4 protein-coding genes are annotated in these 16,369 nt (G+C 29.7%); all 4 read right to left on the reverse strand.

The features are described from left to right. Window positions 1-138 precede the first annotated feature (138 nt). The gene (locus tag QE177_RS08610) at window positions 139-8,208 is read right to left on the reverse strand and encodes a C80 family cysteine peptidase (protein WP_280548763.1); all 8,070 of its coding nucleotides are present in this window, start codon (window positions 8,206-8,208) and stop codon (window positions 139-141) included. 32 nt (window positions 8,209-8,240) lie between these two features. Continuing rightward, window positions 8,241-9,527 (reverse strand): calcium-binding protein, encoded by a 1,287-nt coding sequence (locus tag QE177_RS08615; protein WP_280548765.1) that lies wholly within the window; start codon window positions 9,525-9,527, stop codon window positions 8,241-8,243. A gap of 62 nt (window positions 9,528-9,589) precedes the next feature. Further along, window positions 9,590-10,507, reverse strand: coding sequence for a hypothetical protein (locus QE177_RS08620; protein WP_280548767.1), 918 nt, complete (start codon window positions 10,505-10,507; stop codon window positions 9,590-9,592). 108 nt (window positions 10,508-10,615) lie between these two features. After that, window positions 10,616-16,330 carry a C80 family cysteine peptidase gene (locus QE177_RS08625; RefSeq protein WP_280548769.1) on the reverse strand — a complete coding sequence of 1,905 codons (5,715 nt, stop codon included), beginning with the start codon at window positions 16,328-16,330 and terminating at the stop codon, window positions 10,616-10,618. Between the last annotated feature and the right edge of the window lie 39 nt (window positions 16,331-16,369).

Raw genomic sequence — 16,369 nt, forward strand, 5'->3', positions numbered from 1 at the left:
TCATACCTAAATTAATTAAAATCAATTTGGCTGGTTATTTTTACATCATTAATTATTAATAATAAATGAAACAAAATACTTTGATTGTTGATAATAACAAAAGCTAACTATCTAATTTCTATTTATTAATAATCGTGTTTATATCGTTGTTGCTACACTAAAATCTAGATCAATATTAAAGGTAGGTAGATAAGTAATTAAATCGATGCTGCCATTTTCTCCATTAGGATCAAACGCAGCTATAAAATCAATTAAACTATCAAGTTGTCTATTATTAAGCGTTTCTCCCTGGCCGATTGCAGCGTTAATGACAACATTTTGTTGATCATAATTTTCGATCACTATACTAGATAAACCATCAGAAGAGAGATATGAAAGATTGCCATTGTGATCAATAATTTGATAGTCAGCAATCCTTTTATCCTGCAAAATAATGGTATCTTTACCCCCATTATTAATAATTTTAAGGTAACCATTAAGCTGATTAATAAAAATAATATTGTTACCTTTTCCCGCTGCTAGAGTGACATTTCCACCGTTGGAGATAAGAATATCATCGTCATCACCGCCATAAAGTGCATCATCACCCTCACCATCAAGCAGAATATTGTAACCCGCCTTCACCGTAATGATATCATTCCCTTTTCCGCCTTTTATAATATGCCCTTTTTCACTCACATCAGTGACAATATCATTACCATCGCCAGCATCCAGTAATTTGTCATTCATGCGAAAATCGAGTGGCAATACAATAATATCATCTTGCTCTGTTGCCATTTGAATAGGATCTAAGGGGGCAATAAAGTTACCCTGGTCAGATAAAATTATATTAAATTTTTGCTGATTTTTGTCCTGAATTAGAATATTTATTGAATCTAATGGTTGCCAATTTATAAATTTTATTTTAGCGATATCATTTTTTTTATCTTTGTGTACTAATTCGTTATTATCAAAGAAAAAATCATAACCACTATATTCAGCAAGATAAATAATTATTCTATCATTGTCAGTGTAATATTCACTTATTTTGCCATAATCAAAAGTAATATAAATAGAGACTAAATTTAATATAGACATATCACTAATATAATAATGGTCCACTCCTTTGGTTATATGAAAATAACTATTACTCTTTATATTATAAAAATAATTATCATGCCGATCGCCGGAAAATATCGTTTCGACCGCCTCAAAGGTAGTTTGCATAGGCCTAATATTATCGGGTAAATGATAGATCTTTTTATAAGTTTCTATGCTATTTTTAGCCAAATCAATGGCGACAAAATAGGGCCGAGCCGCGGTGACATGGTGCTCAAAACGCCTAATATACATAGCTTCATATAATATTGGTTGTTCTATATGTAGATTGACGGACTGAGGTAGGTAAGGTGCCAATATAAAGCCATCCTGCGTACGAATATTATATTGATGAGTTAAAAAATGCTTACCATTATCATGATAACCATAAGCATTTTTTAATTTAATTTCGATAGCACTTTTGGCAACTTTATTGAGTTCAGATGGCACAGCTATTTCAATTTTAAGGATTATATCACTATCTTTTAATGCAAGTAATTTTATTTCATCTAACTGATACTCCAGTTCAATAATAGTTGAGCCATTGCTACCTTCTTCATCAATAACCACGTTAGAATGGTAGTCGAACAATCGATTAAATTTAAATAGCTGCTTTTGTTGGTTTGAGTTAATAAAAATTTGCTGTTCTGCATCCCATTGATTATATAAACGATAGTCAGGTAAAATTTTTATATGATCCGTCCAGTTATAACGTTGTATAACATACCGATCAACACCGCTGCCGCCATTAGCATAGCCCTTAGCTAATAAAAGTGCATCATTACCTTCGCCACCATGTAATATTGCATGCCCGTTACCACCCGATAAAATATTATCTTTTTCATTACCGATAATAATATTATGTGCCTTATCAGGCCCACTGGCATTTTCAAAATTATCAATAGACGCAACAAGCTGGGAAGTATTACTGCTACTATTAATAAAATTTTTCATTACATTCAAGGAATACTCAAATTGCTGAAAAGGTCGTTTTAAATATTTTACAGTATTATTTTCTAAATCAATATAACTGCCAAAAAAACTAGTATTGTTATGTTTATTATATACAGAAAAATCCGGCTCTATAAGGCCTAAATCTTGTTGAATAGGTAAAGTATTAATAATAATGCTATCATTACCTTCTTTGCCATAAAGATGTTTTATTTCATTAATTTTAAATTGCCTATTATTGAGAATAAAAATATCATCTTGGTTACCGGCAATAAAAATTTTTTTACCGTCAAAAATTTCAAATCGATTGGCTAAGGTATCTAATCCAATAATAATATCATTACCATTGGCGGTATTAAAACTTACCGCGGAAATGTTTTCTTTCTGGTAAGTTTCCGCCAGATAGTTTTCAATAAAATCATAATTGTGTTCATATTGATTATTTAGCGCTGTGAAATAGAGTACTTTTGAATTTTCGCTATTAGAGGTAAATATTCTCTTTTGTTCAACAGCAATATCGCCAAAATTTGACAATATATTATCATGGTCCTGTGCCAATAAAATAATTTCATCAGTAGCTTCATAAGAAGAGGGAATATATTCTTTTATTTTTACTCGCTCAACATCATAGCGATTGGGCAATTGTTGTAGAATTAATCTCACTTCTGCTTCAGAAAAACGTCTTTTATTCTGTTCTATCGCAAAATCAATATTGTCATTGGTCCATAAAGTTGTTACTGAATTTGAAAATAAACTGATATTTTTTGCTATTAATAACTCTTCAAAATCCTGATAAGCAATATATTCATTTGTCTGTTTATCTATCAAATGAAAATAAGGCAGTTCTTCAACTTGCTGTTCTTCTTCGATATAAAAATGCAAATTATAGCCTGCCGGTTTAAGCATATCTTCAAATTGATTGCGCTGTTTTTCCAATAACGCTTGTTTAAAAGTATCTGCTATCTGATACTGCTGTAATCTATTTTGTATTGCATAAGTTAAATTCAATCCTAAAGCCACTCGTAAACCGGTTTCAAATTCTTCCTCTGAAGTTAATCCAACTTTTTGTTTAATTTTCTCGACTGCTCGCCCCGCATTATAAGTCATTCCGCCTAGCATTAATGCGGCACCAATAGCAATACTAATCGGCCCGGCCACCGATGAACCAACTAAAATAGCAAACGCCGTGCCAACGCCAATACCTGCCCCCAGCAATGAAAGTGTACCATTGACTATCAGATCCTGACGAACATCAGCATCTTGTTCTGTCGCCAGTTGATTAAAATTTTCATAGGCATAATAAACATCAAAACCTGCGACAATGGCATTTAAAAATATGACGGCTCGCCCAGTAAATGTTCCGGCTACTTGATAACTACCAGTGGCTTTATAAGCCATTTTTAATAGCAATGGTTGTAGAATATCAGTACTAAAATTGGCTCCAGTAGCACTCCAGGCAATAATAATATTTTTATCAATTTCGCTTCGTTGCTCATCACTTAATTGCGGTAACTGTCGCTCCGCTAACATCATCTGGGTTGAGTTAACCAGTTGGAATAGGCCAATAGCCTGGGTACCATAACCGATTTTATTCATCATGCGGGCATAACGAGGTAATCTGAGACTATTTTGCTGAAAACGTGGCCAAAGATTTCTATCTATATCAGTAGCCTGTTTAATATCTGATAGTCTTTCTAATAATAGAGCAGATGAAGCCAAATTTTGTTGATTGGCTAGTAACGCACTTGTTGCATTCACCTGATTTAACTGTTGCTTAATCACGTTAACTAGCTTTGAATTCTGCTGTGAACCACTAGCAAAAGTTAAATAATCATTAAGTTGTTGAACATCGAAAGTCAATTTATCTGGATGATTAGACAATAAATTAATTGACTGGGAGGTAACGAGTTTGTTATCAATCTGCGCACCTGCTTGCTGTAAAGTTGCCAATTGAATATCAATTGCGCCTACTTTTACCGTTAATGGCAGAGCTGTTGATTCAGATTTACCGGGTAATTGTGATAGCAATGAACTTATTTCATTCTTGATAACTGGATCAAGATTGAGACGATAAATATCAAACTCAAATTGATCTACCGCGTTTTTTGCTATCCCTATTTCCGCAGCTCTGGTCGTTTTATTATTGATAATAGAATTCTTAGGCAGATCTACAGTTAAGTATGCGGTCAATCCTTTACACAGTACTGTCGAAATCTTCTGTTTATCCTGCCCACTTAGTTTGATCTCGCCACTTTTAGCATCAAACAAAGCATATTGATAATTATCTGCCTGTTGAGTAATAGACAAAGTAAATACTAAATTGCCAGCTTTTAATTGATATCTGCCTGCTACTGCCGTTGATAACCATTGTTCCAGTGATTGTGTGGTAATGAATTGTGAAGTATTTCCCAGCATCTGTTTATGCTTGATATTATTGAATATATGTTCAAATTGCTGCAAAAAATGCAATTCTTCGCTAGTAAATGAATGCTTTAATCGTTGTTCATATAATTTACGATGATAGACTAATAATTGATGGAAATTTTCATTATAATCAATAGAATATGCATATATGGCGCCTAAAGTCGCTGCAATATTTGCGGCAGAAATATTGTGATCATGTAACAAAAAAGCATGGGGAAACAACCTTATTCCTCCTTCAATATCTGAACTGTGGCTCACTTGTTGCCTCAATTGAGAAAAATTGATTAATATGCGTTTATGCCAATAGCTGCTTTTTTCTAATGCCAGTTGTAGCGATAAGCCTTCAAGGCCATTGTCAGAGGAGAGGCCGATCAAATCACTTAATGCAGTCTGTAACTGTAAATATTCAGGATAGTTTGCAATTAAACGTAATATTTTAGCCTGATCAATCTCATTAGCCCCTAAAGAAAAATATTGCCTTAATATCCAGCGTGATCGGTCGCCTAAGTGATGCAACACGTTATGATCATCATATATTGCATCCAATAATAGTGATAATTCATCCGCTTGTTGCCATATTGGTAGCGAGATATTTTTAATAAAGATTTTTTGCCAATAGTCCATGGCATTAACAGAAATATGATAATTCTGTTGAAAAAAAAGATTTATTTTCTTATTAATAACCGGATCATACAATGCTTGTTTAAGTCTATTTACATCGATATTACCTCGCTTATCAGTGAAATAATTTTGTAAGTAAAACGAGCTTTCTGTCGTTGCCTGCCAAATAGAAATTTCCTTTAATGCGATACACATCAATAAAGCTTGGGTAATTGGAATTTCATTTAATAAAATCTGTTTTGTGGCTCGATCATAACGGCAATAAAAAAAACTATCGTGATAATCTAATAAATTTTGGTTGACCAAAAAACTCTTTTTATGGGTATAAAATGTTAAAATAGTATCAATATCAGCGGCAGAGAGCTGTTTTGCTAAGCCTGATACAATCCAATCAGCACGAAACGGATTACTATGTTGTCCCAGCCACGAGGTGCTTATAATAGATATTTCTTGCGGATTATGAAATGATAATTCCTCTTTTAGGGTTATTAAAGATTGTGATAATTGTAGTGAGTCTAAACCACTAAATTGTCTACCTGATGGGGAAACCTGACCTAATAACAACCAATGCTGCTCAGTTCGGCTTTGAAAATCAGTCAAATTGCCGTATTCAATAAAATATTTTTTCCGTTTTGTATCAATCTGAGCAATTAAGGTATTCTGCGGATCTTGTGCGGCGATTAATTCAGCTTGCAGACGAGCATTATTATCGCCAGCAAATCTTAAAATAATATTTTTTTTGGCTGTAATGGGTATATGACTATGATCTGCTAATATAAAATCTGAGTTGACTTTTCGCCAAATAGGGATTTCAAATATAGCGTTTTCCCTTAGTTTAGATATTAACATTTGACTATCAAATATAAGATTATTATTAATTATCTCATGATAATACGACTTAAAAATTTGATAAGCTTCATTTTCGTAACTGACCAATCTGATTAAGTCAATATCCAATTGACCATTTTTATTTACAAAATATTTTTTTAAATAATCATGATTTTCTAATATAAGAGTATCATCCAATACATGATTATGATTAATACTATCTAATAGGGCGAAAATATAATCCTGTTCATTAACAAATATCATCCCCGATTCTTGATGATACTGATATATATTTTTATATATATGGGCAGGCATATCCCGCGTTTGCTTGTCAAAATATTTTACTCTTGCCATCCTATGGCCGGAATCAGAGATATAAATATTTTCTGTATAAGCTGCCATGGTTGAACTAAACCCCTTCAACCATAATGCACGGCTAAATTTAAAGCCATTATCATTTATGATATTATTATTAGCTTGTTTACAACTTAAAAAAATAATCTTCTGCGGATCATGATTATCAAATAACTTGGACTTCAAATTTTGTAAACTCGTAGCAAAAAAATCCGGTGATAGTTCATTAAAATATGAACCATGAGCAGCAATTAACCAACGGACATTACCTTCTTTTGCTAAAGCAGTTGAGTTATGCATAACCTGGTGTTTATGACTGCGAATATCAAAAAAGATCACAGTAGTGTTTTCTGGATGCTTATTTTTTAATCTTTCAACACCATTACTAATCACACTATCATCCTGAATTTGAATAATGACGGTATGTTTATCATCTAAAACAGTATCCATTGTAAACACACTTTCATTATCCTCATTATCAACAACATAATCCTGCATAAATAAAAAATCATCATTTTTCTTAATCAAATAAGGTAACTTTTTATTATTTACAATTTCAGAAAGTTGCTGGTTAATATTAATCGCGTCATTAAACTCATAATAGATAATATTATCGCGATCATATTTTATTAATGTCATTTCTCTTTGTAAATAAAATAAGTCGCTCACCTCATCACTGAGAATATTTAATATTTCATCGATGGATAACTCTTGAATAACGACTTTTTTTATCACTGTTTTATTATCAACAGTGGCAGTTAATTTAATAATAGAAAATTTATTAATGAAATCAATATCTATAAATTCAAAGTCAACTGGATAAAGCTCATGTTCTCTAATAATATATCGAGTGGCAAATTTTTCTTGTTGTTCAAAAATAATTTTTGCTGCTGTTGTTTCTATCACTTCATTTTCAATACTTAAGTCAATCAATTGATGTTTAATATCATCATTATCTTTATAGGCGGCTATTTTTAATTGATAATTATTACTTTCATTTTTAACTATGTGATAAGATTTTTCATGTTCTTGCAAAAAAGAAATAAAAAACGATTTAAATTTTTCTTTATTAACAAAATTAAATACACCTATATTACTATCAAAAAAAGAGTAGTTAATTTTATCCTGTTCACTTTCTATTGAAAGTATCATCATATGATCACCAGCAAAAACCTCAAAATATTGAGCATTATATTTTGCTGGATCATCAAGGTATTTTTTAAAGAAATAATCAATATCAAAAAAATAATAATGACGATCATCTTTTTCACTGAATTTTATCGCTTGTACACCATTATCTAGAGTAAATCTAATACTATCAATGTAATAATCATATTTTTTTTTGCTTAATAGCTCATGATAATTATCTTTAATATTATCAATCGAATTGGTATCACTATTAAAATATCTGGCTTTTAAACTAATACAAAGCTCTGCAAACCAGGTGGCATTTTTTAAACTATTATTCAATTCCAAAGCGCGGTTTGTTACTCTATCAATATAATGATGCGCCGTCTCGGCCGGTAACATATCAAGCCACATATAGGGATCTGATACATAATTATTAATATCAATACTATTAAGATAGCGTTTTTGAATATCAATTACTGTAGCAAGCATACTATCTAATTTTTCTTTAGCATGAATTTTTTCCGCTATCAATTTTGCCTTCATTAATGATGGAGAATTATCAGAAATGGGCATTTCAATAATATTAATAACATCATTTAAATCAAGTAAAAATTTTTCTCCTTGCTTATTACCACCTTGCCGAACATGAGCCATATAATAGATTGATAATCCAATAGCAAAACTTCCCTTAATATCTTGCAATACATTTTTATCACCATGTAAAACAAATTTTTCGGCAATATAAACAAGTCTATCTTTTGCCATTAAATAGAGATAGGTATTATGAGAAAAATTAATATCCGGATTATAATTAGCAGGCATGAATATTTCCTTATTATAAATAAATCATTAATTTATAAATTACTCATTTCACTATATTGATATATTTGGTTAAGAAAATCTCTGTCACTATCCGCTAAATTAGCAAATACTGTACGATCGTTATTTTGTTTAAAAGCTGAGGCGGTACTTATTAACAAATCTACATTTTGATGATTTAATAGTATACCATTATTTAATGTGGTATCGATTTCTAGATTATTTTTATATTTATTATAATCATAAATAGTTATATTATGCTGATCATCTAAAGAAGAAATAATTAAATTATCACCTAAAAACTCATTCCGATAAATATTTCCAATTCCTTGAATAAAAATTTTATTTTCTCCTTCATTTAAAAAAACTTTAGTATCATTATTATCATAATTTATAACTATTATATTATTACCCTTACCTGCTGAAATGATATTATTACCTTGCATTGATATAATAATATCATTACCATCCCCTAGCGAAATAATATCATTACCACTTCCATCGACAATGACATTATGACCACCTTTAGCTGTAATTATGTCGTTACCTGTGCCACCAATAAGAATATTACCCAACTCAGTCATATCTGTAATAATATCATCACCGCCTAATCCATCAATTTTTCTTTGCGTGATATTACGCTTACTATAAACTATATTATCATTATTCTCAGTAGCCGTTGTTATCTCAAATGTAGACTTAATACTATATAAGCTGTTTTTATATTCGATAGTAAAACTTTCGCTATTTTGATCAATAAGATAAATTTTACCATTAAAGTCATCTATGTTGTTAATAAACTTAATTTCAGCGACATCATGATCTTTGCTATATAATAATTTATCTTCATAAAAGAAGAAATCATGACCACTATAATTTTTTAATACAATAGTAATAATATCTTGCCCAGTATAACCTGTTTTTAATTCATTAAAATCAAAAATGATATGTTTACTATTTTTACTATTTTCAACTTTAATGTCACCAATAATATAAGTATCTATACCATGCGAAAGATTAATATATGTATTATTTTTAATTGATAAAAATTGATTATTATCATTATTACCATGAAATATAACATTTTGTGCATTATGTGTAGCCAATAAGGGGTTTATCATATTTGGCAAAATATAGTTTTTCCGATAGTTTTTTATACTATTGTGTTTTAAATTAATTTCAATATCACTATTAACCATAGCGTTTTTATTTTTATCTAATTCATTAATATAAATAGCATCAAATATTTTATCTGCTGATGTCGCTATTTTTATTTTATCAGTTAAATTCATCGACAGTAAAAAACCATCAGCGGTTTGCAAGATATATTCATGGTTAGCTATTAAATTATCACTATCATAATATCTATAAGCATTTTTTAATATTAAATTAATCCTATTTTATTTAATTGCTGTTCCACATTTAAATTTTCCTGATTATCCGTAGTCAAGAAATTAATAATAATATCATTACCTGTTATTACTAAACCGACAATTTCATCTAATTGATAATTAAGGTTAACAATACTTTTAGCTTGAAATTCATTTTCATCAATAATGACCGTTACAATATTATTGTTTATTATTGTATTTACCCACTTTTCATTATCTGCATTCCAGATATAATTTTTTCCTTGCCAGGCTATGGTTTCAATATATTCATTCCAACTATAACGCTCAATAATATAAGTATCTTGTTCATCACCACCGTTTGCATAACCATTATTTAATATAATAGTATCTTTACCACCCATACCATAAATAATATCAACACCCCCATTACCATTTAATATATTATCTTTATTATTAGCTAAAATAAAATCTTGCTTATTTTTTATTCCAATAACATTTTCAAAATTGACTAAATCTGCATGAATACCCGTCTTATTCCGATTATCAATTAACAATTGCATATCGTCAAAATTAGTAAAAAATGGTTGATTAAGAAATCTTAAAGAGCCTCCCTGTTGCAGATTAATAAATGTTCCTGTTAAAGAAAGCTTTACATTAGGCCCAGTGTATTTGCCATCACTCTCTAATGATATATTATTAAAATAAAGAGGTAATTGAGCAATAATTAAAGTATCATTACCGTCATCGGCGTTAAAATATTTATATTCCTTTTCACCTATTTTTTCGCTTGATAAAATAAAAGTATCATCTTGTTTGCCACCAATAAATATTTTATGACCACTATAAGATAGAAAACGATTTCTTACCTCAGCTAAGCCAACGATAATATCGTCACCATTACCCAAATTAAAATTAACGCCGGTAATTTCTCTTTTCAAACCACCTTTCATTAAATAATCTTGTAAATTTTCATAAATAAATTCAGGTTGATTACTGCCAGCTAATGAATAAATAGCACTTGTATTTGAAAATATATAATTATCTAAATAAGGCCTATTTTATAATAACTTAATTAAATTATCATGCTCTCTGTTTAGCATAATAATTTCATTATCACCCTGTACATCAATCGGTATGTAAGTTTTAAGTTTAGCTGATTCTACTAAATAACGCTCTGGATATTGAGCAATAATTCTTCTGATCTCTTCAGCAGTAAATTCTCGCTTGCTATCTTCACTAACTTGTTCAAGGTGTTGCTGTTTCCATAAATTGATCGATAAGGAAAGAAAACTTAAGTCATTTTTTAAATATTCTAGATCATATTGAATAGATCGTTGCTTATTTTTTAATAAATAAAGATTTGTCTGTTTATCAAATAAATGGTAACAAGGTAATTCAACAATTTTATCTTCTTCTGTAACAGAAATACTAAGGTTAAAGCCAGCGGGTTTTAGCACATTAATAAATAGATCTTTTTCATTTTGTATTTTATAAGCCTTGAGCGCACTGGCTGTTTGTTGCTTTAATAGTTTATTACGCACTGAATAACCCGCTTGCAGTCCTAAGGCAGCATTCAATCCGGTTTGAAACTCTTCCATAGCTGTTAATTGAACATTAGCTTTGATCCTTTCAACAGTCCGGTATGCGTTATAAAACATACCAGTTAGCATTAAACCGGCTCCAATAGCAACCCCTATGGGACCTGCTGATGAAGCACCAGTCAGCATAGCCAATGCACTGCTAATACTAACGCCCGCACTTAGTAGCGATATTGTACCGTTAACTATTAAATCTTGCCGTATTGCCGGATCAGTTTCATAGTTTAATTGACTAAAATTTTCATAGGCGTAATAAAAATCGAAGCCACTAGCGGCAATATTAATCCCCATTGATAATTTGGCGGCAAACAGATTAGCGCTATACCTCATTCCTGTTATCTGTGATACAGATTTTAATAATAGCGGTTGTAAAATTTCAGCACCGAAATTTACGATACCAGAACTCCAGGCAATAATAAGGTTTTTTTCAATATGCTGACGTTCACTAGCAGAAAGTTGAGAATTATTTAAATAACTTAATGTTGTCTGAGTCGATGACACCAATTGGATAATATTCATCAATTGAGTAAGATTAGAAACTTTATTCAATATGTGAGAATAACGCGGTAATCCAGCTATATAGACTTTCAAATTTTGCCATAATTTTCTATTTTTTAACTGCGGTTCATCATAAGTATTGATATCGGTTAGATGAGCAATGGCAACAGAATAATCATTTAAATCACTATTTGTTAATAATATATCTTGCTGATTAGGTAATAATTTTATTTTTTGTTTAATAAATTTTATAATATCAATATGTTCCTTGGTTCCCTGAAAAAAAATCAAATAATCATTAAGCTTTTCAGCATCAAATTTTATTTTTGTTTGCCAATTAGCAATATTTCTAATAGCAAATGATGAAATAGGTCTATCTTCTATATGAGCACCGGCTTGTTGTAATGTCTGTAATGAAATATTACTGTCAGCTATTGTTATATTGGTTTGAATTGTCAATGTACTTTCATCAATAGCGACTGTATCAATTAAGTTTTTTCCTTTTGTTTTAATGAGTAAACTGTCAGTAATTTTTTGTAGTTTAAATGGCTCATTTAAAGCTGCCTCTTTTGTTAGTCCCATGAACTTATAACGTTTATAATTATTATTATCAATTACAATATCACCAGTAAGATAATTTCGAATATAAGAAATAACTTCGCTATCTATATTCGCTTGGGCGAGCTGGTTTATTTTTATTTCACCCATTCGCGGATCAAATATTTTACACTGATAATAACCATCACCATTATCTGCAATAATAATGGTAAACACCACATGATTAATACTTAACTGATATTTTCCTATCGGTTCACTTGCTAAACTGGCAGAAAAAGTTAATTTTTGTTGATCTGCTAATATGCCCTTATCATCAGCAATATAAACAGTCAAATCAACAAGTTCATTAAAATTATTTAAAAATTGCTGTTCACTAATTGATAGTTTTCTTTTACTAGAAATTTCAATTAAATCACGATGATATTGCCATACTCGATTTAGATCATTGGTATTATTAGAAGTTAATGCATAAAATAGTCCTATATACTTGCCTAAATTTATATTTTTCTCAAAATAAAAAGCATGTAACAAGGGTTTTATGGTTACATTAGGATTTTCCTGGGTTATTTTAATTAATGATAGAATATTATTAAAATAATATTGATGCCATTGTTGACTTCTTATTAATGACTCTTTTAATGGTAATTGATGAAGTTCGCTTCTTTCATCAATAGCAGTAAGTTCAGTTAATGACTTATGTAGCTGATTTAATTGCTGAGGATCATTTATCAACAGCATTAAAGCACCAATATCTAGCGAGCCATCAGTACGAGAATATAATTCCGTCAGTAGACTCTTTGAATAATCGCTAAGATAATTAACGGTTTCTGGGCGATAATAAATACTTTCTAGCAAGATATTAATATTACTTACCTTTACATTTAATGCTTCATTATCATTAATTGAAAATATTTTTTGCCATTGCTCAGAAGCATCCGGCTGCTGATCGATATTGTGTAAAAAATAATTATTAACTTTACGACTAATTATCGGATCATAGTTGATTTTTTTTATCCTATTAGTTATTAAATTACCATCTTGATCTAATAGGTATTTATTTAAATAATCTTGATAATTTTCAAAATCACTATCAATATCAATATTTTCCTTGGCTATATCCATTAACAAAGCATGTGTAATATTAAAGTTATTATAAAATAGTTGTTTATTAGCTTGATTATATCTAAACTTGGGTAATTTATTACTACTCACTAAATGAAAATATTCAGCGACACCATCAGTTGATGGTATAGGAAAAGGATCTAAGTTTATTTGGTAAGTGCTAACAGTGGTATTGATATTTTTTTGCACTAATTTTATGGCTAGCTGACTGGCAATGGCTGAAACATCATACGGATTTGATAATTTACCTAATGCCTTTTTATTAAAAAAGCTAATTTCTTTTGGTATAGTTAATAAATGTTGTTTATGGATATTATCTATTACATCAACTAAATTTTCTACTGTCATGCCTTCAAATAAGAAATTTGCATCATGCTGTTCAATATTCCCTAATAAAATCCATTTATCAGCAGCGATATTTTTAAGTTTATCCAACTGGCCATACTCTAAAATAATTGTCTTTAACTGTTTATCTACCTGAAAAATAAAGCTATCATCTGGATTTTCACTCGCTAATAATTCAGCCTGTTGGCGATATTTTTCCTGTGCTGCAAAGCGAAAAATAATTTTTTTAACAGAATTTTTATCGACTTTATATAAGTTTTGATCTATTGCTTCATGGTTGACGGTTTTCCATAAAGGCGTATCAAAAATTTTTTGGTTATATAATTTTTCTAAGAAACCATTAACATTAAAACCACCGTAAATAGCTCTTGTTTCATACATATAATCAACAAATAAATGATATGCTCGACTATCTAAAGCAACTAATTTTAATAAATCAATATCTAATTTACCATTAGGTAGGTAAAAATATTGCTTTATATAATCGCTATTTTTAATAATATCACTATCCAATGAAATATTACCTAAATTAATTTCTCTTAAAATATAATTAATTAATATTTCATTATTAATTTGTATACCCATCGGAGAAATTTCTTTATTAAAAATAGTTTTGTAATATCTGGCATCCTTACGGCTACTTTCATACTCATTTAAATAAACTATTCTTCTGCCATTACGACTAATATGTAAATCTTTAGTATAAGCAGTTATTATTGAGCTAAATCCTTCATGCCAAAGCTGTTGGCTAATATCTAAGGCAAAATTATCTTCTATCCTTACTTGGCCTAATTTACAACCCAGCAAAACTATTTTTTCAGGCTCACTATTATTAAATTCATTTTGTTTTAACTCTTTTAATTTAGCGACAATATATTGCGTAGTTTTTCTGGCAAAGGTTCTTTTTTTAGTTGTGCGATCAATTCTGCCATGACCAATAAGAAACCATCGCGTTCGTTCACCAGCTACTTTATTAATATCACCATAAGCAACTCTATAACGATCATGCTCAAGATCATATTGAATGACGGTGGTCAAATCTGGATGCTTACCAATTAAATAGGCAACTGACCTGCTAACAATTTCGTCACCTTCCAATTGAATAATCACATTATGACGATAATTTGTTTCTGCTAATCTTTTTCTTTCTGCACCAGTATGTGACGGAATTTTTTCCGGATTTATTTTTGGATCCCACCATGCATCAAAAGCAATAGCATCATCCGAACCTAAAGATTCATCATTATGCATTTGCAAAATGTCTACTGGTATACTTTCAAGCACAAATTCTGTAACAAGTTCTTTATCTCCGCCATAATTAATTTTAGAAACAAGACATTTATTATTATTTATAGTTAAATTAATATTATCATTTTTTAATTTTAAGATATTTTTATACTGCTCTGTTATAATTTCTAAAATCTGATCAGAATTTAGCGAATTGATATTTAATTTTATGGATTTATAATTTTCACTCTCATCAATCAGAATCATGTCTGTCTTGCCAATTTCTGCATTAAATTGCTTAAACAGCAATTTTATATTGGGGGAAAGATAGAAAACACTCTGCTCTTCGCAAAGTATTTTGGTCGTCGTTATACTTACTAAATCACTATCAACTATTGGAAAAACATTGCTTTTATTTATTACATCACTATTTTCTAACTCTATAACAGAACTAATATAAAAATTTTTATCATAAGTTAAAAAATTATAAATATCCGTTCTTTTTTTTACGATATATATTAAAAATTGTTTAAATTCTTCTGGTTCATTAAAGTAAATAATGCCATAATTAGGATCAAAAAAAGCATATTTTAATAATCCAGTTTCTTTATTTTTATCAATAACAATTGCCATCATATGGTTTTCAGAAGAGAATTCTAAATAAAGATTATTACTAACATCCTCTTTATCAATATACTTTTCAATAAAGTCGTCAAATTTTATATCATTTAATATACCATTTCCTTCATTTCTGTTAATTGTTAAACCTCTATCATTATAATAATTCATATATCCAGTAAGATATTTTTTCTTTAATTCTAGATAAATTTTATATATAGCTAGTTTGAAATTATCAAGATCTTTATCCTGTATATTAATTCTGCGCTGAATTTCTATTATAAATTCTTTAAACCAGAATCTTTCTAAAAATTGTGGATTTGTTTTAGCTTCAAATTCAACCATTCTGGCAAAATAATCATGCATATTTTCATTTTCATTTATTGTTGGCCATAAATGATAACTTGGCTGATAATTTGCCATTTCATATAAATCAAAAGATAATCTTTGCCTGCCAATCAAATCAATAAATAGAAGATTTAATTTTTCTTTAGCATGTAATTGTCTGGCCTTATGCCTGGCTTTAACATAAGGAGGATCATAACTTTCTACTTCTGAATCAATTGTTTTAATTAATTTCTGTATACCGATAATATATTTTTCACCTTGTTCTAAGCCACCTTCGCGAACTTGGGTTAAATAGGCTGAACTTAATGCTAAACAGATACCGGTTATTTCCTTTGCAACACTCGGATCGTTATATGAAATAAATTTATTAGCTATATGTTCAAAGCGTTCTTTAGAAGCTTCAAAAATATATTTTTGTTGTGAAAAACCAGGTTTAAATTGATATTTTTTTTTAGGCATAATAAATTCCTTATCGCTTAATTTTAAAATTTCATGAAT

This window comes from Arsenophonus sp. aPb, assembly GCF_029873475.1.
In the GTDB taxonomy this organism is placed as follows: domain Bacteria; phylum Pseudomonadota; class Gammaproteobacteria; order Enterobacterales; family Enterobacteriaceae; genus Arsenophonus.